15 protein-coding genes are annotated in these 19653 nt (G+C 72.1%); 6 read left to right on the top strand and 9 right to left on the bottom strand.

The genetic code is table 11. From position 1 onward, the window contains the following. Positions 1-70: 70 nt before the first annotated feature. Positions 71-3865 carry an SGNH hydrolase domain-containing protein gene (locus ABIC61_RS13785; RefSeq protein WP_354030356.1) on the bottom strand — a complete coding sequence of 1265 codons (3795 nt, stop codon included), beginning with the start codon at positions 3863-3865 and terminating at the stop codon, positions 71-73. A 330-nt stretch (positions 3866-4195) separates the two neighbouring features. Here ABIC61_RS13785 and ABIC61_RS13780 point away from each other — a divergent pair, with 330 nt between their 5' ends. Next, a complete protein-coding gene (locus ABIC61_RS13780; RefSeq protein WP_354030355.1) occupies positions 4196-4840 on the top strand; it encodes a class I SAM-dependent methyltransferase in 645 nt (214 codons plus the stop codon). Between the two features lie 141 nt (positions 4841-4981). Here the strand turns inward: ABIC61_RS13780 and ABIC61_RS13775 are convergent, their stop codons facing one another. From ABIC61_RS13775 to ABIC61_RS13760, 4 genes are all read right to left on the bottom strand, one after another. Further along, positions 4982-5893, bottom strand: a complete 912-nt coding sequence (locus ABIC61_RS13775) for a sugar phosphate isomerase/epimerase family protein (RefSeq protein ID WP_502908813.1) — start codon at positions 5891-5893, stop codon at positions 4982-4984. After that, positions 5890-7101 (bottom strand): DUF993 family protein, encoded by a 1212-nt coding sequence (locus ABIC61_RS13770; RefSeq protein WP_354030354.1) that lies wholly within the window; start codon positions 7099-7101, stop codon positions 5890-5892. The genes ABIC61_RS13775 and ABIC61_RS13770 overlap by 4 nt, the downstream gene beginning before the upstream one ends. Continuing rightward, positions 7098-8345: a Gfo/Idh/MocA family protein gene (locus ABIC61_RS13765; protein WP_354030388.1), complete on the bottom strand. Its 1248-nt coding sequence runs from the start codon at positions 8343-8345 to the stop codon at positions 7098-7100. The genes ABIC61_RS13770 and ABIC61_RS13765 overlap by 4 nt, the downstream gene beginning before the upstream one ends. 271 nt (positions 8346-8616) lie before the next feature. Then, a complete protein-coding gene (locus tag ABIC61_RS13760) occupies positions 8617-9819 on the bottom strand; it encodes a LacI family DNA-binding transcriptional regulator (protein ID WP_354030353.1) in 1203 nt (400 codons plus the stop codon). A 59-nt stretch (positions 9820-9878) separates the two neighbouring features. Between ABIC61_RS13760 and ABIC61_RS13755 the strand changes: the two genes are divergently transcribed. Then, positions 9879-11777, top strand: coding sequence for a DUF6807 family protein (locus ABIC61_RS13755; RefSeq protein WP_354030352.1), 1899 nt, complete (start codon positions 9879-9881; stop codon positions 11775-11777). Between the two features lie 56 nt (positions 11778-11833). Here ABIC61_RS13755 and ABIC61_RS13750 read toward each other — a convergent pair whose 3' ends face one another. From ABIC61_RS13750 to ABIC61_RS13740, 3 genes are all read right to left on the bottom strand, one after another. Continuing rightward, complete coding sequence (locus tag ABIC61_RS13750) at positions 11834-13162, bottom strand: ABC transporter substrate-binding protein (RefSeq protein ID WP_354030351.1); 1329 nt, start codon at positions 13160-13162, stop codon at positions 11834-11836. Positions 13163-13226: 64 nt separating this feature from the next. After that, complete coding sequence (locus ABIC61_RS13745) at positions 13227-14159, bottom strand: carbohydrate ABC transporter permease (protein ID WP_502908812.1); 933 nt, start codon at positions 14157-14159, stop codon at positions 13227-13229. After that, positions 14152-15078, bottom strand: coding sequence for a carbohydrate ABC transporter permease (locus tag ABIC61_RS13740; protein ID WP_354030350.1), 927 nt, complete (start codon positions 15076-15078; stop codon positions 14152-14154). Before ABIC61_RS13740 ends, ABIC61_RS13745 begins: the two co-directional genes overlap by 8 nt. 233 nt (positions 15079-15311) lie before the next feature. Here ABIC61_RS13740 and ABIC61_RS13735 point away from each other — a divergent pair, with 233 nt between their 5' ends. Further along, the gene (locus ABIC61_RS13735; protein WP_354030349.1) at positions 15312-15806 is read left to right on the top strand and encodes a tetratricopeptide repeat protein; all 495 of its coding nucleotides are present in this window, start codon (positions 15312-15314) and stop codon (positions 15804-15806) included. A 349-nt stretch (positions 15807-16155) separates the two neighbouring features. Here the strand turns inward: ABIC61_RS13735 and ABIC61_RS13730 are convergent, their stop codons facing one another. Continuing rightward, positions 16156-17055: an EamA family transporter gene (locus tag ABIC61_RS13730; RefSeq protein ID WP_354030348.1), complete on the bottom strand. Its 900-nt coding sequence runs from the start codon at positions 17053-17055 to the stop codon at positions 16156-16158. Positions 17056-17363: 308 nt separating this feature from the next. Here ABIC61_RS13730 and ABIC61_RS13725 point away from each other — a divergent pair, with 308 nt between their 5' ends. The 3 genes from ABIC61_RS13725 to ABIC61_RS13715 all read left to right on the top strand — a co-directional run bounded on the left by ABIC61_RS13725 (position 17364) and on the right by ABIC61_RS13715 (position 19446). After that, positions 17364-17600: a hypothetical protein gene (locus tag ABIC61_RS13725; protein ID WP_354030390.1), complete on the top strand. Its 237-nt coding sequence runs from the start codon at positions 17364-17366 to the stop codon at positions 17598-17600. Beyond that, complete coding sequence (locus ABIC61_RS13720) at positions 17597-18706, top strand: alkaline phosphatase family protein (RefSeq protein WP_354030386.1); 1110 nt, start codon at positions 17597-17599, stop codon at positions 18704-18706. Before ABIC61_RS13725 ends, ABIC61_RS13720 begins: the two co-directional genes overlap by 4 nt. Before the next feature lie 116 nt (positions 18707-18822). Further along, positions 18823-19446 (top strand): dihydrofolate reductase family protein, encoded by a 624-nt coding sequence (locus tag ABIC61_RS13715; protein WP_354030347.1) that lies wholly within the window; start codon positions 18823-18825, stop codon positions 19444-19446. Positions 19447-19653 lie beyond the last annotated feature (207 nt).

Below are 19653 nucleotides of genomic sequence, written 5' to 3'. Positions count from 1 at the left end.
GCCTGCTGCGGAATCTCCGCGGCAGACTGTCGCTTTCGCGGGGCCGGCCGCCCGGCGCCCGGCCGGCCGCCTACGTGCGCAGCAGCGGCGCCACGAGCGGCTCGAGCCACGCCGAGTACGCCGTCGACATGTGCGTCTGGTCGCGGTACACGAGCTTGTCCTGCACCACCACCGGGCACCCGTCCTCGGTGCAGAACCAGTCGCGCGGCTCCACGGTCGGGACCCCGGCCGCCCGCACCGTGTCCGCGACGTCCTCGTGCCGTCCGGACACCGCGTAGGCCCGCTGCTCGGACTGGTTGCACTCCCCCACGGTGTCGAGGTGCTCGGCCACGCAGGACACCGCATCGCCCTCGGGTACCGGGGTGTCGAGCATGTACACGGTCCTGAGGCCGGCGGCCTGCATCGTGGCCGCGGTCTCGGCGGTGCCGTCCGCCCACGTGGTGTTCGACACCTGCTTGCCGGGCACGTTGTCCGACTGGGCCATCACCACGAGGTCCGGGGCGAGGGCCTCGATCCGCCGCATGGAGGCGTCGCGCCACTCCGGACACTCCGTGTAGGTGCGCTTCAGCGAGGAGTTGAACAGCTCGACGTCCTGGGCGACCGGGCACGCGGCCTTGGTCCACGCGACGACCTTCCAGCCCTCGGACCTGCCGGCGGCGTCGAACGCGGGCAGCCACTGCTGCGCGTGCGAGTCGCCCCACAGCACGACGGTGCGGGAGCCGGTCGGGTCCCCGTACACGCACGCCTTCTGCTCGATCTGCAGGTAGCCCGCGTGGCAGCCGTCGTCCGTGGAGTCCGGCTGGTCGTCGGCCGCGGCGGTGAGGCTCGGGGTGAGGTTCGCCGGCACGTCCGAGGTCCGGAGCGCGGACCGGATCGTCGCCTGGATCTCGGCGGAGTCGCCCTGGTCGAGCTGTGCGGCCTGCACCGTGCCGCCGCTGCCGACGAGCGCCGGTACGGAGAACACGACCACCACCGCGGTCGCCGTCGTCGCGGCCGCTGCGCCCGCTCCGATCGCGGCCCAGCGGATCCGCTTCCACCGGGCACGCGCCGACGGCGACTCGATCAGGTGGTACGTGACCGTGGCGACCCAGAGCGCGACCGCCATCACCTCGAGCTTCTCGAGCCAGCCGAGGTCGCGGTTCACCATCACCGGGACGAGGACGACCATCGGCCAGTGCCACAGGTACCAGCCGTACGACACCTTGCCGATCGCCTGGAACGGCTTCAGCTGCAGCACGGTCTCGACGGAGCCGCGACGGTAGGCGCCACCGCCGGCGATGACCGCGCAGGCACCGAGGACCGGCAGCAGTGCGGCGGTGCCGGGGAACGGCGTCTCGTCGGAGTACACGAACGCGCTCGCCAGGATCGCGCCGAGGCCGAGCCAGGTCAGACCGATCTGGAGCACGCCCGGGATCCGGGCGAGGTACCGGGCACCGAGCGCCAGGAACGCCCCGGCGGCGAGCTCCCACGCGCGGGTCTGCATCGAGAAGTAGGCCAGCGGTGAGTCGTGCGCCGTGATCGTGACGGACGCCCACATCGACCCGCCGAACACGAGCGCGACGACCGCGGTCATCGCCAGGCGACGGTGGCGCTTCCAGAGCACGATCGCCAGGGTGAGGACGAGCGGCCAGAGCAGGTAGAACTGCTCCTCGACACCGAGCGACCAGAAGTGCTCGAGCGGCGACGCCGGGCCGTCCGCCGCCTGGTAGTCGACGCCCTGTGCGGCGAGCCGGTAGTTCAGTGCGAAGAACGTCGCCGCGACGCCGTCCCACGCGACGTTCGACGCCCGGAGGATCGAGTCGAACACCCGCGTCGCGACCACCGTGACGGCGATCACGAGGAGCGCCGTGGGCAGCAACCGTCGGATGCGACCGGCGTAGAAGGACCCGAAGTCGATGCGGCCGTTCCGCTCGACCTCGCGCAGGAGCTGCCCGGTGATGAGGAAGCCCGAGATCGCGAAGAAGACGTCGACCCCGACGTACCCGCCCGTCAGGACGGGCGCACCCGTGTGGTAGACGACCACGAGCAGCACGGCGATCGCCCGCAACCCCTGGATGTCCGGCCGGAAACGGCGCGGCCCAGCGGCCTGCGGACGCTCGGCCTGCACCGGTTCCTCGACCGGGGCGGCGGTCGCGGCGAGCGCGACCGGGTCCAGCCGCTCACCGTATGCAGGAGGTGTCGGACTGGAGGCGCGGCTCGGCTCCGGCAGGGAGCCGACCGGTGTCGACGGGGTCACCACCGGCGACCGCGGGACCCGCTTCGGCGCCGTCGGGACCGACAGGAACAGCATCGGGACCTGCACGTAGGCGTGGATCGCGGCGAGGATCCACATCGCCCAGAGCACGTCGAACCCGTACCGGACGGTTGCCCAGGCGAGCCCCGTCCACGTGACGAGGAGCGAAGCGGTGACGGTGATGCGCATCACCCGGGCGATCTGCGTGCCGAGCGGTGTGGTGACCTTCTTCGCGGCACCGGTCGGCACCCATTCGCGCGTCTTGCCGGTGAGGACGTGCACGATCGCGACGGCGTGGGCGAACGAGTACAGCGTCTGGATCCGCAGGACGTCGATGCGCCACCGGGACTTGTACATGATCGGGACGACCACGAGCCACATCACCATCGCGCCGAGGAGCCACACCGAGTTCTGCGGCATGATCCACTGCGGCAACCCGAACAGCATCACGAGCCCGGGCAGGGGCGACAGGAACACGTTCACCGCGGTGGAGATGTAGTAGAGGAACCCCGACCAGAAGCACATGCGCTGCCGCAGGCTGATGTGCGGGTTCTCGTGGAAGGTCGTGTCGGCGAGGAGTGACATCGAACCCGTGCACCAGCGGTACTGCTGGTTGAGGAACGAGGCGAGGTCGTCGGGGCACATGCCCTTCGACACGAGGATCGGCACGTAGCGCACCAGGAACCCGACACGCATGAGGTTCACGCCGGTGTGGACGTCCTCCGAGTGCCCGATCTGGGCGAAGCCACCGGCCCGCTCGAGGGCCGCGCGACGGTAGATCGCGCACGTACCGACGCAGATCGCGGCGTTCGAGCGGTCCCGGGCGGGCTGGATCCAGCGGTAGAAGAGCTCCTGCGTCGCGCCGGCGGTGCGCTGCAGCCAGTGCATGCCCTTCTGCGCGTCGAAGAACTGCGGCGACTGCACGATGCCGAGTTCCTGGTCGTCGAAGTACGGGACCAGTTCGTACAGGTAGTCGGCGCGCGGCACGAAGTCGGCGTCGAACACGGCGATGAGGTCCCCGTCCGACTGCTCGTAGCCGTGCCGGAGGTTGCCGGCCTTCTTGAGGTGGCCGCGGTTCGGTCGCACTTCGTACCGAAAGCCGTGGCGGCGGGCGAGCTCGGCGACCTCGGGCCGGTCCCCGTCGTCGAGCACGTACACCGTCAGGGTCGTCGGCCAGTGGAGCTGCGCCACCCAGTGGTAGGTGTTCTCGAGGATCGCGATCGGTTCCCCCGCCGTGGGCAGGAACACGTCCACGGTCGGGTACCGGCCCGGTTGCCAACTCCGGACGCGCTCGATGTGGTCGCGCTTGCCGAAGCGCTTGCGCCGGGAGCTCGTGGTGAGCGAGATGCACAGCGTCAGGCAGTACAGCGTCGTCGGGATGAGGAACAGCAGCAGCCCCGGAGCGGACGTCGAGAACCGCCAGATGCTCGACGCGATGAGGGCGAACGCTGCGGCCTGGGCGAAGAGCATCCAGCGGTGCTGAGCACCCATGTACCAGTACTTCTCGCGGTCGGTGGGCGGGGCGGGGAGGTACTGCTGCCCCCGCACGGCCGCCGGTGGCCGGGACTCCTGATCCGTGCTGTTCGTGGTCGACGCGTTGCGTGCGTCGACCACCGTGTCCGTGGACGTCATGTCGGGCCTTCCCCTGGTTCAGGCGTGACGAATGGCGTTGCAGTGGTGCGGGTACGGTGCGGTGCAGCGGTGCCGTGCGGTGATCGTTCGATGTTGACGGTTGCTCGTGCATGCGGAGTGACCGGCCGGTTACGCGCACCTGGCAGTGTGCCCCTCGAACGGGGGACACCCGTCCCCCTCATGTCGTGCGGCCGAGGAGCCGATCGGCAGCGCGCTGGCGATCGGGACGTGTCCCCCGGCTCACCCTGCCGTTCACCCCGTCGGGCCCGGGCGTTGCCGGATCGGCAACGGTTCTTGTCCAGCGCGCGCGGGATGCGGTGGAGTGACGCCATGCACACGCACCAGGAGTCGACCGACACGACCGCCCGCGCCTGGTGGGAGGCCCGTTACGCCGAGCGCGACGGCATCTGGTCGGGCCGGGTGAACGCGGTGCTCGCCGACGTCGCGTCCTCGCTGCCGACGGGGCGCGCGCTCGACCTCGGGTGCGGGGAGGGCGGCGACGTGGTGTGGCTCGCCCAGCAGGGGTGGGACGCGACCGGGGTGGACCTGTCCGTGACGGCGATCGCGCGCGGCTCCCGAGCGGCCGTCGCCGCGGGCGTGGAAGACCGGACGGCGTTCGTCGCAGCGGACCTCGACTCGTGGGACACCGCGGCACGCTTCGACCTGGTGACGGCCTCGTTCCTGCAGTCGTGGCCGGTGCAGATCCCGCGGGCGGCGATCCTGCGCCGGGCCGCCGGGTTCGTGGGGTCGGGCGGGCACCTGCTCGTGACGGCCCACGCCGCACCGCCGCACGGCGACCTGCCCGAGGAGCTGCGGACGTACCGGTTCCCGACGCCGGAGGAGGACCTGACAGCCCTCGACCTCGACGACGGGTGGGATGTCCTCGCCGCCGAGCTCCGCCCGCGCACGGCGACCACGCCCGAGGGTGCGCCGCACGAGGTGCTCGACAGCGTGGTGCTCGCCCGGCGCACCTGACCCCGTACCGTGCGAGGCGCGGCCGGCCGGCGCTTCGCCAGTGTGCGAGGTTCCGCGCACCGTGCGATGCCCCGCGCCTCGCACGACGAGCGGAACCTCGCACACTGCGCGTGACCTCGCACGGTGCGAGGTCGGCGGACCTCAGCGGGGCAGGGGCACCTCGGACGCGAACGCCCGGACGACCCGGGCGACGACCTCCGCCGCCGGGGCGTCCCACACGGCCTGGTTGAAGATCTCCACCTCGACGTCGCCGGTGTAGCCCGCCGCGGTCACGGCAGCGGTCACCGGCCCGAAGTCGATGTGCCCGTCCCCCATCACGCCCCGCGACAGGAGCGGGTCGGCGGCGATCGGCGTCGTCCAGTCGCAGACCTGGTAGCTCGCGATCCGACCCGCAGCGCCCGCGCGGGCCACCGAGGCCGAGAGTGCCGGGTCCCACCAGACGTGGAACGTGTCCACGACGACCCCGACGGCCGCTGCCGGGAACGGCGCCGCGAGGTCGAGCGCCTGCGCGAGGGTCGACACGACGGCCCGGTCGGCGGCGTACATCGGGTGCAGCGGTTCGACGGCGAGCTGCACGCCGGCGTCGAGCGCGTGCGGGACGAGGTCGGCGAGGGCGTCCGCGACACGACCGCGGGCACCGACCAGATCGCGGGACCCCTCGGGCAGTCCCCCGGCGACGAGCACGAGCACGGCGGCGGAACCATCAGCCCCGGCGCCCGCCAACGCCGCGGTCTCGTCGATCGCCCGGCGGTTGTCGTCGAGCGCCCGCAGCCGTTCGGCGCCCGGCGGGAGGGTGAAGAAGCCGCCGCGGCAGTGCGACGACACCCGGAGCCCGGAGTCGGCGACCATCCGCACGGCCTCGGTCAGCCCGACCTCGGCGACGGGCTCCCGCCACGTGCCGATCGCCTGGACACCGGCGGCGCGGACGGTGTGCAGGGCATCCCGCAGCGAGGCGTACTTGATCGTCGCCTGGTTGATCGACAGCCGCGGGTGCGGAAGTCCGGTGCCCGGGACCGCCCCGTCCCGCGTGGCACGGACCGTGGGCGTACTCACGCGACCGCCCCGGAGAGCGGGCGGTCGGCGGGTGCCGAGCCGCGCCTCCCGGCAGACACCGGCACCCCTGCCAGCGCGAGCAGGTCGTGCCAGCGCGACGCGGCGAGCGACGGGTCCTCGAGCGCGCCGCAGGCGTTCGCGAGCCGCACCGTCTCGGACAGGTGCGGCAGTGAGCGGCCGGCGTGCTGGCCGCCGACCATGGCGAAGGCTGGCTGGTGGCCGTTCAGCCACGCGAGGAACGCGATGCCGGTCTTGTAGTGCCAGGTCGGGGCGCTGAAGACGTGGCGGGACAGGGCCTCGGTCGGCCCGAGGAGGGCGCGGTACGCCGCCTCGTCGGGGAGGGCCCGGACGGCGGCCGACGCGATCGGCGCGACCGCGGCGAACGCCCCGAGCAGGGCATCGGAGTGCGTCCGGTCGGTCCCGGCGATGAGGTCCACGTAGTGGAAGTCGTCGCCCGTGAACATCCGGACGCCGGCGGGCAGCTGGGATCGGAGGGAGACCTCGGCACGGGCGTCGAGCAGGCTCATCTTGATGCCGGCGACCTTCGACCCGGCGTCGCCCGTGATGTCGAGCACGGTGTCGGGGCCCTGCAGGCCGCCGAAGTAGCCGGCGAGGGCGGGGTCGAACGCCTCCCCCAGCCAGTGCAGGACGACCGGGGCACCCGCGCGCTCGATGACCGCGCGGTACACGCGGCGGTAGGTGGCGGGATCGCCGTCAGCGAGGCGGGCCAGGTGCCGGCTCGCCATGAGCACGACCCCGGCGCCGGCGTCCTCGGCGTGGTGCAGCTGCCGGACGTAGGCGTCGACGATCTCCGGTTCGGCGGCTGTCTCGTCCGGCAGATCGTCGGTGTTCACCCCGACGACGATCCGGCCGCCGACGGACTGCGCCTCGCGAGCGCTGCGCGTGATGAGCTCGCGGGTGGCGGCCGGGTCGAGCCCCATGTTCCGCTGCGCGGTGTCCATCGCGTCCGCCACACCCAGACCCCACGACCAGAGGTGGTGTCGGAACGCCAGGGTGGCGTCCCAGTCGAGGTCGGCCGGGGCGCCCGGCGTGTTGTCGGCGGCGGCGCGCGGGACGACGTGGGCTGCGGCGTAGACCACGCGCTCGGTGAGCGGGGCGGTCGGCCTCTCCGCAGCCGTCACGGCCGGCTCGCGCAGGTCGACCCGGCTGGTCGTGCCGTCGGGTGCGAGGAGGGTCAGCGTGCTCATGCGCGTGCCCCGACGGTCTCGGTGCGGTCCGCCGTGTCGGTGCGTTCCGCGCCGACGGCGCTGACGGCGCTGTCGGCGCTGTCGGCGCTGTCGGCCTGGAGGCGCGGCTCGGCCCCGGTGGGCAGCGCCAGCTCCGGCAGGTCGATGCGTCGGCCCTCGGCGCTCGACCGCAGACCGGCCTCCGCGAGCGCCACGCCACGGGCACCGGACAGCAGGTCGTACGGGTGCGGGCGACCGGCGACGAGGTCGCGCAGGAAGTCCTCCCACTGCGCCCGGAAGCCGTTGCCGAACTCCTCGTTGTCGGGGACCTCGAGCCACTGCCCGCGGTAGTCCCGCTCGTCCTTGAGGTCCGGGTTCCACACCGGCTTCGGTGTCGCCGTCCGCGGCTGGATCCGGCAGCCGAACAGCCCGGCGACCGCGCTGCCGTCGGTGCCGTCGACCTGGAACTCGACGAGTTCGTCACGGTCGACGCGCACCGCCCAGCTCGAGTTGATCTGCGCCGTGATGCCGCCCGCGAGGTCGAACACGCCGTAGGCCGCGTCGTCGGCAGTGGCCTCGTACGCCGAGCCCTGCTCGTCGGTGCGCTCCTCGATGTGGGTGACCGCGCGGGCGTACACCGACTCGACGCGGCCGAAGAGCTGCTCGAGGACGTAGTTCCAGTGCGGGAACATGTCGACGACGATGCCGCCGCCGTCCTGCTTGCGGTAGTTCCAGCTCGGCCGCTGCGCGGTCTGCCAGTCCCCCTCGAACACCCAGTAGCCGAACTCGCCACGGACGCTGAGGACCTTCCCGAAGAAGCCGGAGTCGATCAGGCGCCGGAGCTTGCGGAGGCCGGGCAGGTAGAGCTTGTCGTGCACGACGCCGTTCGGGACACCGGCCGCGGCTGCGAGTCCGGCGAGTTCGAGGGCCTCGGCGGAGGTCTCGGCCGTCGGCTTCTCGGTGTAGACCGCCTTGCCGGCGGCGATCGCCTTCCGCAGGGCATCGGCACGGGCGCTCGTGACGGCGAAGTCGGCGAAGACGTCCCAGCGGGGGTCGGCGAGAGCGGCGTCGAGGTCGGTCGTCCAGTGCTCGATGCCGTGGCGCCTGGCGATCTCCTCGAGCTTCGCGGCGTTGCGGCCGACGAGGATCGGTTCGACCTGCAGCCTCGTACCGTCCTGGAGCGGGAGCCCGCCGTCGTCGCGGATGGCCAGGATCGACCGGACGAGGTGCTGGCGGTAGCCCATGCGCCCGGTGACGCCGTTCATGATGATGCCGATGGTGCGCGTGGTCAACGCGTGCTCCCTTGCTCGCTGTGCCCGCTCCCCGGTCGTGCGGGAAAGCGCTTACCGGCACGGTACACCACGGGTGTCGCCGACCGCACGCGCGTGTTCGGTCGTGTGCGTTCGGCGCGGGCGCGCACCGAGAGGGCACAACACGCCGCTCACCTCCACTGACAGCGCACAAACTGCCGCAGCCGGACGCCGAGCGCGACGTTTTGTGTCCTCTCGAGGACACCCCGACCCGACCCGGCCCGGCCTACCGCGCCGTGCTCGCGCGCAGCACGACCTCGCCGTCGACGGCACCGTCGGTCTCCACCCCGAGTGCCCGCCGCACCGCCCGCGCCCCGATCTCCTCGAGTGGCAACCGCACCGTGCTCAGCGCCGGCACGACGTCGGCCAGCATCCGGACGTCGTCGAACCCGGCCACGCCGACGTCTGCCCCCGGCACGAGCCCGCGGTCCCGGATCGCCGCGAGCGCGCCGACCGCCATCAGGTCGGTGACGGCGAACACGCACCGCGGCAACGCAGGACCACCGGCGGCGGCAGCGTCGAGCAGCGACGACATCGCCCGGTACCCGCCGTCCCGCGAGAACTCCGACGGCACGATCGCTCCGTCCGGAACCCCGACGCCGTGAGCCGCCAGCCCGGCCACGAATCCGTCCACCCGGGCGCGAGCGGTGACGAGCTGCGGATCGCCCGCCAGCAGGGCGAACGACTCGTGGCCCTGTTCGACGAGCGCCCCGGCGAGCGCGGCGGCACCGCTGCGGTTCCGGATCACGAGGGGCTGCACGCCTCGGACACCCTCCACGCCCTCGGCGTCCGGGTCGGCACCGACGAGGTCGGCACCGACCGGGTCCGCACCGACCGGGTCCGCACCGACCAGGTCGGACACGAGCGCCGAGACCCCCGCGCCCGCGGCGACGAGCCCGGACACGGCAGCCGCGACCTCGTCGGAAGCACCGAGCCGTCGACTCAGGGCGAGCACGACCGCCCGCGGCCGCAACCCCGAGACGACGCCCAGCACCGAGGCCTCACGCGCTGGGTCGCCCTCGGTCGAGGTGATCGTCACGACGAGCCCCGCCTCGCCTGCGGCGCGGATGGCTCCGGCCGCGATCCCCGCGAAGTACGGGTCGGCGATGTCCCCGACGACGAGGGCGAGCGTGGTCGTCGTCCCGCGAGCGACCGCCTGCGCCTGGAGGTTGGCGCTGTAGCGGAGCTCGAGCGCCGCCGCGTGCACCCGGTCGAGCGAGTCCTGGCGCACCGTCCGCGCACTGCCGTTGAGCGCGCGCGAGGCGGTCGCGAGCGACACGCCCGCTCGCTTGGCCACGTCCGCCAAGGTGACGCTGTTCCGCTCCGGCATGCCGCGCCTCCCGTTCCGTCCGCGCACCACGCGGTCCGTGGCGAGGATACCGAGCGGACTGGAGGCACGGCTCGCCTCCGCCCCGCCCGTCGCGGTCACAGCGTGGAGCCACCACTGCGGGATGGCTGATCTGGAAAGCGCTTGCTAGCGTGACCGGCATGGACCACACGAAGCGCGTGCCGGCCGTCGTGCTCGTCGGCGCGCGCGGCTTCGGCCAGCACCACCGAGCGAACATCGACCGACTCGTCGCCGCTGGTGCGTGCGAGCTCACCGCGGTCGTCGACCCGACCCTCGGCGCCGAGACGGACGGCGGTGTCCCGGTGGTCGCCGACGTCGCCGCCGCTGTGGATCTCGGCCCGGTCGACGTCGTGGTCATCGCCGCTCCCATCGGTGCGCACCTGCCGCTGGCACTCGCTGCCCTGGAGGCCGGCGCGGACGTCCTGCTCGAGAAGCCCCCGGTGACCACGCGCGCCGCGCTCGCGACCCTGCTCGACGCCGCGCACCGGACCGGTCGCGTGGTCCAGGTCGGGTTCCAGAGCCTCGGGTCGCACGCGATCCCGGCGTTCCGCTCCGGAGAGCTCGTCGGAGCCGTCCGCTCCGCCGCCGCCGTCGGCGCGTGGACCCGGAACCAGGCGTACTGGGACCGCTCCGCGTGGGCCGGACGTCGACGGGTCGACGGAGTGGACGTCCTGGACGGCGTCGTCACCAACCCGCTCGCGCACGCCGTGGCCACCGCACTGGCGCTGGTCGACTGCCGCAGTGCCGACCAGGTCGCCCGTGTCGAGGTCGAGCTGTACCGGGCGAACGCGATCGAGGGCGACGACACCTCGGCCGTCCGGGTCACCACGACGGCCGGGCTCGAGGCGACCGCGGCGCTCACCCTGTGTGCGCCGGCCGAGGTCCTGCCCTCCGTGCGGGTCCGTGGCACGACGGGAACGGCTGTCCTCGGCTACACGACCGACGAGGTCACCGTCGACGGGTTCACACGGGACCTCGGACGGACGGACCTGCTCGAGAACCTGCTGGCGCACCGGTCGCGTGGCGTCGAGCTCCTTGTGCCGCTGGGGTCGACCGGTGCCTTCGTCGAGGTGCTCGAGGCCGTCCGCACGACCGAGCCGGTGCAGATCGACCACCCCTGGGTGACGTGGGAGGGCGACGGCCCCGAGCGCCGGCCCCTCGTCGCGGACGTCGAGGCCATCGTCGACCGGGCCGCAGAGCAGCGCGCCCTGTTCTCCGAGGTCGGTGCCCCGTGGGCGCACACCGCCCGTGACGAAGTCCTGCAGGAACTCGTCGTCGACGGCACCCGGGTCGCGACGGTGCTCGACGGCGCGGGCACCGTCCCGTCGTCGTCCCCGCGCCCGTACCTGCACCCCGTGCGGACGCTCGGCGGCGCGACGGTGAGCGCCCACCACCCGCCGGACCACGACTGGCACTGCGGTGTCGGCTTCGCGATCCCGGACCTCGACGGGGTGAACTGCTGGGGCGGCCGGACGTACGTGCACGGACAGGGCTACGTCTGGCGAGCCGACCACGGCAGCGCCGACGTGCCGCACGCCGAGCTGCACGGACACTCGCTGCAGCAGGAGGTCGTCTGGCGCGGCCCCGACCGAGCCGTCGCACTCCACGAGGACCGTTCGCTCGCCTGGCGTGCCGTCGAACAGGGGTGGGAGCTGACGTGGTCGTCGTCGTTCCGGACGCCCGGCGACGCCGTCGTCCACCTCGGCGGCCCGGGCAGCAACGGTCGCGTCGGAGCCGGCTACGGCGGGTTCTTCTGGCGCTTCCCGGCCTGCGCGGACATCGCCGTGCGGACGGCGGACGCCATCGGCGAGGACGCCGTGCACGGGTCGGTCGCGCCGTGGGTCGAGTGGTCGGCCGCGTTCGACGGCGCACCCGCGACGATCCGCCTCGAGGCGCTCGACCACCGCGACCCGTGGTTCGTCCGTGCCGCGGAGTACCCGGCGATCGGGTCCGCGTTGGCCTGGAGCGAGCCGGCACTCGTCCGCCCGGGGATCCCCCTCGTCCGCTCGTTCCGCGCGACGATCGCTGACGGCCGCTGACGACCGCAGAACGGCAGGGCGCACGCGCGTGTGCCCTGCCGTTCCCGCCCCGACCGTCAGCCTGCGTCGCTGAGGGCCTTCTTCAGCTGCGAGATGTACTGCGCGGCACCGTCCTCGGGCGTCGTCTTGCCGAACTGCACGTTCTGCCAGATCTGCGCGAGCAGGGTGTCGGCGTCCTGCCCGCCGACCGGGGTGATCGGAGCCGGCTCGCCGGACTCGGCGGTGACCTTCTTGATGTAGTCCATGACGATCGTGTCGGAGGGGCTGAGGTCCGGCGCGATCGCCTTCTGGAACGCCGGGTTGGCGGGCAGACCGCGTTCGGCGCCGAACAGCGTGCCGGCCTTCGTGTTCGTCGTCAGGAAGTCGATGAGCTCGGCTGCCTCGGCGGGGTGCTTCGACTTGCTGGAGATCGACCAGTACATCGACGACTTCAGGTACTGCCAGCCCTTCTCCGCGTCCTTCGCCGCCGGGAAGGGCAGCATGTCGAGCTTCTGCGACGGTGCAGCTGCCTGGTACGCGCTGAGGTTCGAGGGGATGAAGGTCATCCCGACCTTGCCCGTCGCGATGTCGGACTGGTCCAGCGCCGCGTTCGTGCCCTCGGCCAGCTGCGACGCGCTCGGGGTCACGCCGTCCTTGATCTGCGCGAGCGCGTACTTCCAGTAGTCGGCGAGCACGGACTGCTTGAGCACGACCTTCCCGTTCTTGTCGAACAGCTGGTTGCCGTGCTGTCGTGCCCACAGGGTCAGCGAGGGGGTGTCGCCACCGAACGGATCGAGTCCCTTGACCTTGCCGTCCGACTTCTCGGTGAGTTCCTTCGCCGTGGCGTTCAGGTCGTCCCAGGTCCAGGACTCGTCGGGCACCGGCACGCCGTACTCCTCGAACACGGACTTGTTGATCGCGACCCCGATCGAGTTGAGGCCGATCGGTACGGCGTACAGCTTGCCCTGGTACTCGCCGGTGGCACGGACGTTCTTCGTGAGGTCCGAGGTCGAGAGGAACTTGTCGTACTGGCCGAGGTCGGCGATCGCTCCACGCTGGGCGTACGAGGCGACGTAGACCTGGTCGAACTGCATGACGTCCGGCGGGTTGCCCCCGGCGACCGTCGTCGCGAGCTTGTCCCAGTAGCTCCCCCAGTCCGTGGACTGCATCTTGACCGTGATGTTCGGGTGCTCCTTCTCGAAGAGCTTCACCGCGGCCTCCGTGGACTCGACCCGCGCGCCGGCGCCCCACCAGTTGAGGGAGATCGTGACGGGGTCCTTGCTCAACTCGGCGTCGCCGCCGCCGTTGCCGGTGGCGCATCCGCTGACCGCGAGCGCCGACGCTGCCGCGATCGCGACGGCGCCGATGATCCTCGCTCGCAACCGTGCTGCTGGCTGGTGCTTCATGAGATTCCTTAGGTGTGTGCGTGATGGAGGTGGAGGCGAGGGCGGCGTCGTCGCTGACGCCGGATCACTTGCCTCCGGTGGTGGCGATGCCCCGGAGGAGGAACCGCTGGCCGAACAGGAAAGCGAGGAACACCGGCACGAGGGTCACGACGCTCATCGCGAACAGCGCTCCGAAGTCGGACTGCCCGGTCGGGTCGATGAACTGCCGCAACGCGACGGACGCGGTGTACTTGTCCGGCTCGGTGACGAACACGAGCTGGCTGAAGAAGTCGTTCCAGGTCCAGATGAAGGTGAAGATCGCGGCGGTCGCGAGGGCGGGCTTCATCAACGGGAGGATGAGCTGGAAGAAGATCCGCGCGTGCCCGGCGCCGTCGATCCGCGCGGCTTCGTCGAGCTCCCGGGGGATCCCGCGGATGAACTGCACCATCAGGAACACGAAGAAGCCGTCGGTGGCCAGGAACTTCGGCACGATGAGGGGCAGGAACGTGTTGATCCAGCCGAGCTGCGAGTAGATGACGTACTGCGGGATGATCAGCACCTGGATGGGGAGCATCATCGTCACGAGCATCGCTGCGAATGCGATCCGCTTGTACCGGAAGCTCAGTCGGGCGAACGCGTAGGCGGCGAGTGAGCAGCTGATGAGGTTGCCGATGATCGCGCCGACGACGATGACCGCGGAGTTCAGCAGGTACACGCCGAACGGCCGTTGCAACGCGCTCCATCCGGTCGTGTAGTTCTTCGCCGCGAACGTGTCGAGGACGAGTCCAGGGTTGTCGAAGATGTGCCCGTCGGGGCGGAGGGAGCTGACCACCATCCACAGCACGGGGTAGAGCATGACGAGGCTCAGCACGATGAGCAGCGTGTGCTTGCCCACGCTCACCAGTCGTTGCCGGCCGGTGCGGCCTCCCGGCGCCGTCGGGTGCGGTGTCCCGGCGACGGGCGGCTCTGCGGGCGTCGCGGACTCGTTCGGACGGAGTGCGGTCGTGGAATCAGTCATCGTAGAAGACCCAGTACTTCGAGGCCCAGAAGTTGAGCGCGGTGGCGGCGCCGACGATGAGCAGGAGGAGCCACGCGATCGCTGACGCGTAGCCCATCTGCAGGCTGCCGAACGCCTTCTGGTAGAGGTAGAGCGTGATGAAGAGCGTCGAGTTCGTCGGCCCGCCGGAACCGTTGGAGATCACGTAGGCCTGCGTGAAGGACTGGAAGGCGCCGATGATCCCGAGGACGAGGTTGAAGAACACGATCGGGCTGAGCAGCGGCAACGTGATCGACCGAAACTGTCGCCAGCTCCCGGCACCGTCGGTCGAGGCTGCCTCGTAGTACATGCGCGGGATCTGCCGGAGACCGGCGAGGAAGATCACCATCGGCGCCCCGAAGGTCCAGACGTGCAGCAGGATGAGCGTGCCGAGCGCCGTGTTCGGTGACCCGATCCAGGACGGCCCCGTGATCCCGAACATCGCGAGGAACGCGTTGAGCAGGCCGTCGCCGCCGAACACCAGACGCCAGAGCACCGCGATCGCCACGCTGCTGCCGAGGAGCGAGGGCAGGTAGAGGACGGAGCGGTAGAAGGACAGCCCCCGCAACCCACGATCGAGCAGCACGGCGATCGCCAGTGCGACGGCCAACTGCAGCGGTACCGAGATGACGGTGTACACCAGCGTGACGGTGAGCGAGCTCCCGAGGTTGGAGTCCTGCAGCATCCGTTCGATGTTCGCCGTGCCGGTGAACGACGGCGTCTGCAGCAGGTTGTAGTTGGTGAACGCCAGGTAGAGCGACGCGAGCACCGGCCCGAGCGTGATCGCGACGAGCCCGATCAACCACGGTGCGAGGAAGATCGCGGCTGCGACGTTGTCCTTGTTCTGCGCTCTGCGGTCACCTGAGCCGCGGAGCGCGCGGAGCTCCCCGATCGCGCTCATGCGATCCCCCGCGACGATGTCGTCGTGTCCTTCACGGTATCCATCTCCCTTGACGGTCCTGCTGGCCAACGCCGCCCACCGTAACCGCGATTACGACGTTGTACAAGACTTTGCCGCAAGCGCTTTCCACACTGCGGCGACTGGGAAGAAGCGCTTTCCGTCCCGGTGCTCCCGCGGGAGGCTCACGCGCCGCGACCGGGACGAGACGCGGGCCGCCCCGCTACGGTGTCCGGATGACCGCCACCGACTGGGAAGCCCGGGTCGCAGCACTCTGGGCGGACGACACGATCGACGACACCACGCGCATCGACCGCATGCGCGAGCTCGCCGAGGCCGCCCCGCACCCCGCCCTCGGTGCGTTCGAACTCGGCGGGTCGCTCGACTCCGCCGGCCACGAGGCCGAGGCCGACGTCCACTACACCGCTGCCACCGCCGCAGGCCTCGCGCAGGTCGACCCCGACCGCGCCGCGCGGCTCGTGGTGCAGCACGCGTCGACGCTCCGGAACCTGGACCGCGTCGACGAGGCGATCGCGATGCTCCGGGACGCACCCGCCCACCCGTCGACGGGCGCCGCCCCGCGGGTGTTCCTCGCACTCGCCCTGCACAGCGCCGGCCGACACGACGAGGCGCTCCGCATCGCGATCGAGGCCGTCGAGCCCACCCTCCCCCGCTACAACCGCTCGGTCCGCGCCTACGCCGCCGCGCTCACCGAGCCCGACGGCGCGTAGCGCCGGAACGCACGCACGCACCGACCCACCGGCCTGGAGGCACGTGGCGGCCCCGCCCCGCGCCTCCAGGCCGTCACCCGGTCACCCACCCAGCGGAACCGCGCGTCGGGAGCCGACGACCGCGCACGGCTCGCACCGCGCACGGAACCTCGCACACTACGGACTGGAGGCACGGCGCGGCGCCGCCACGCGCCTCCAGACCGACCACACGCACCACCAGGGCACGCACGGCGCACTGTGCGAGGTTCCGCGCACCGTGGCATCGCGCACGGCTCGCACCGCGCACGGAACCCCGCACACTGCGAGCCGGAGCCGCCCGCCGCGCGCGGCGCGGCACGCGCACCGCGCGTCAGATCGCGAGCAGCGCGATCCCCGCGAGCACCACGACCGACGCCGCGATGCGCGTCGTCGCGCGACCCTCCCGGAGCACGAGCGCGCCGAACACGCTCACGAGGACGACGCTGACCTCACGCATGGGCGCGACGAGGGCGACCGGCGCGATCGTGATGGCGGCGAGCACGAGGATGTAGGACAGCGGCGAGAGCACCCCGAACGCGAGCACCCGGCCCCAGTGCGCGCGGAGGACGGGCAGGAGTTCGCGACGTCGGCGGCCGAGGAGCGCGCCGAACAGAACCGCCTCCACCGCGGTGCACCCGACCATGAACGCCACCGGTGCCGCTCCGCCGCGGACGAAGTGCGCGTCCCAGATCGTGTACGCCGCGATCGCCACACCGGTGAGCAGTCCGGCGACGATGCCGGGGTCGATGCGACGGCGTGGACGGGCCACCACGGGAACAGAACCGGAGGCAACGGCTCCGGGATCCGCCCCGGCGTCGGCGAGGCCCACGGCCACGACGCCGACGAGGACGAGCAGCCCGCCGACGAGCGACAGCCACGAGGGCCGCTCCCCGAGCAGCGTCACCGCGAGCACCACGCTGATCGTCGGCCCGGTCCCCCGCGCCGTCGCGTACACCGTGGACAGCCGGCCGACCCGGTACCCGCGCTGGAGCACGAGCATGTACGCCACGTGCAGGAGCGCCGAGACGACGATGCCGAGCAGGAACGCAGGCACGGTCCCGGTGCCGAGGCCCCCGGTGAACGGCACGACCCCGATCCACACGACGACGCTCGAGACGGCGCCGAGCCACAGGAACGGCATCCCGATCCGGCTCACCCCGTGGGCGATGACGTTCCAGGCGGCGTGCGCCACGGCGGCGGCGAGGACGAGGAGGACGGCGAACGACGACACGGGCAGGACCTTCCGCCCGGCGCGCGGCGCGTCGGGACCAGGTCCTCCAGGCTTTTGTCCGTTCAGATGACGGTCCGCACTCGGCGGCGGGCCGTGGCGCCGCTCGGACCAGACGGACGGTGTGTCCCGGAACCCTAGGCGCTGTCGAGGGCACGGTAACACCGGTCGGGCGGCGAGCGCCAACCTGTCCGGACAGGTGCGGGTGCCGGTTCACCGGGCGTTCGTCGGAGGGGTGCCGGGCCGAACGCCCGCCGTCACGCGGCCCCGATGGTCTGGCGGCTCGTCCGACCTCGAGAAAGGCCTCGACCTTGCGCACCAGAACGACCATCCCCCTCGCCGTCGCGGCGGTCACCGTCGCCGCGACCGCTCTCGTCGGCGGCACCGCCGTCGCCGCGGCACCCGCTCCGGCCACGCCGACCGCCGCCGCGGCCACCAGCGCCGAGCACGTCGTCGTGATCGGCATCGACGGCGCGCTGCTCGACCGGATCGCCGCGGCCGACGCCCCGACTTCCTCACCCGGCTCGAGCGGGCGAACAGTACCCTGACGACCTACGCGGACGCCAGCTGGAACCCCATCGTCGACGGCTCCGTCGGCACGCCGCTCGTCCAGACCGTCGACCAGCGGTACGCCGCGTCGAGCGACGCCGACGCCGCGGCGAAGGCCGTCTCGACCCTGCGGACCACCGGTCCCAACGCGTCCTTCGTGCACTTCGACGACGTCGACCACGCCGGCCACTCGTACGGCGCCGCGTCGCAGCAGTACCTCGACGCGATCGCCGAGGTCGACGGCTACGTCGGGCAGCTCCGCGCCGCCGTGCAGTCCCGTCCCACGTACTCGTCCGAACGCTGGTCGTTCATCGTGACCGCCGACCACGGGCACACCGACGCAGGCGGTCACGGCGGCAGCACCCCGGCGGAGCGGTCGGCGTTCATCCTGAAGACCGGCCCCGGCATAGCGAAGCAGACCCCGGCGATCCGGCCGAAGAACGTGGACATCGCGGCCGACGTCCTCGCGACGTTCGGGGTCGCACGACCGGCGGACCTCGACGGGCGTCCGCTGGCGACGGTCTCGACCGACCCGTTCGACACCATGGTCGGTGTGCTGCGGCCACGCGTCGACGAGACCGGCATCCCCGCCGGGACCCTCGGGTGGACGCACAGCATGCCGTCCGGGTGGAGCGTCGACAACACCGGCATGGGCACGGGCGGCGTGACGGAGTGGGCGGGCTGGAGCCTGACCACCGACGAGTTCTGGACGCAGTCCCAGCGCGACCAGTCCCGCGAGACCAACGTCCGCGAACGTGGGGTCTTCGCCGTCGCGGACTCGGACGAGTGGGCGGACAAGCCCCACACGGGGACGTTCGACTCGCGCATCACGTCGCAGCCGTACTCGGTGGCCGGCAAGACCTCGGCGACGGTGTCGTTCGGCAACCACTACCGGCAGGACGGCACGCAGCGAGCCACCGTGCTCGTCTCGTTCGACGGCGGTGCCTTCCGGCAGGTCGCCTCGTACGGGTCGGACCAGATCGCGCAGACCGCCTCGGTGCCGGTGACCGTCCCCGCCGGCGCGAAGCAGGTCCGGGTGCAGTGGGCCCTGACGGACGCGGACAACGCCTGGTACTGGGCGATCGACGACCCGCAGGTGCGCTGACCCGTCGGCCGGCCGGTGGCGTACCCTCGACGCCACCGACCGGCCCGACCTGCCCGGCCTGCCCGACCGGCCCGGCCGGCCCGACCTGCCGGACCGGCCCGACGAAGGAGTCAGCGATGCCCGCACGGTTCGTGTACTGGATGAACATCTCGCTCGACGGCTTCATCGAAGCCCGGGCCGGGGACCACCACGACCTCGGCGGCCCGGACTGGATCCGCATCGACGAGCAGCTCCACCGCTTCTTCAACGAGCGGGCGAGGGCGATGACGATGGGCGTCGAGGGTCGCGTGATCCACGACATGATGGACCCGTTCTGGCCCGACGCCCGGACCGACGAGTCGCTGCCCGACTACCTCCGCGAGTACGGCGAGATCTGGACCGAGCAGCCGAAGATCCTCGTCTCACGCTCCCGGACGGCCGCCGACCACAACACGACGATCTACGGCGACGACGCGATCGCCCGGCTCGCCGAGCTGCGCCAGGAGTCCGAGGGCGACATCGGCGTCGGCGGCGCGGACGTCGCCACGCAGCTGCTCGCCGCCGGGCTCCTCGACGAGCTCCTGCTCTTCACGCACCCGGCCGTCCTCGGCGCCGGCCGGCCGCTGTTCGACTCCCCCGCCGACGCGATCCGGGAGCCGCTGCAGCTCGAGCTGCTGGAGCAGCGCCGCTTCGACAACGGCGTGACGATGCACCGCTACGAGATCCTGCGGAACGCGGGGCGGCGCGCTGACCTCGAGTGAGCAGCGATCGTCGGGTGCCGACGCGCGACCCGACGATTGCTGCTCCGTCGACAACGCGCGACCCGTGACGGACTGGAGGCGGGGGGGCCGCCGGGCCCCCCCCCCCCCCCCGTCCCACGGGGGGGGGGGAGGGCCCGGGGGGGGCCCCCCCGGGGGGGGGGGGCCCCCCCCCCCCACCCACGCCCGGCCGGCGGCGGACCCCCCCCC

Source organism: Curtobacterium sp. 1544, assembly GCF_040544915.1.
Taxonomy (GTDB): domain Bacteria; phylum Actinomycetota; class Actinomycetes; order Actinomycetales; family Microbacteriaceae; genus Curtobacterium; species Curtobacterium pusillum_C.
Note: the sequence above shows the minus strand (reverse complement) of the source record. Positions and strands in the feature narration are given on the sequence as shown.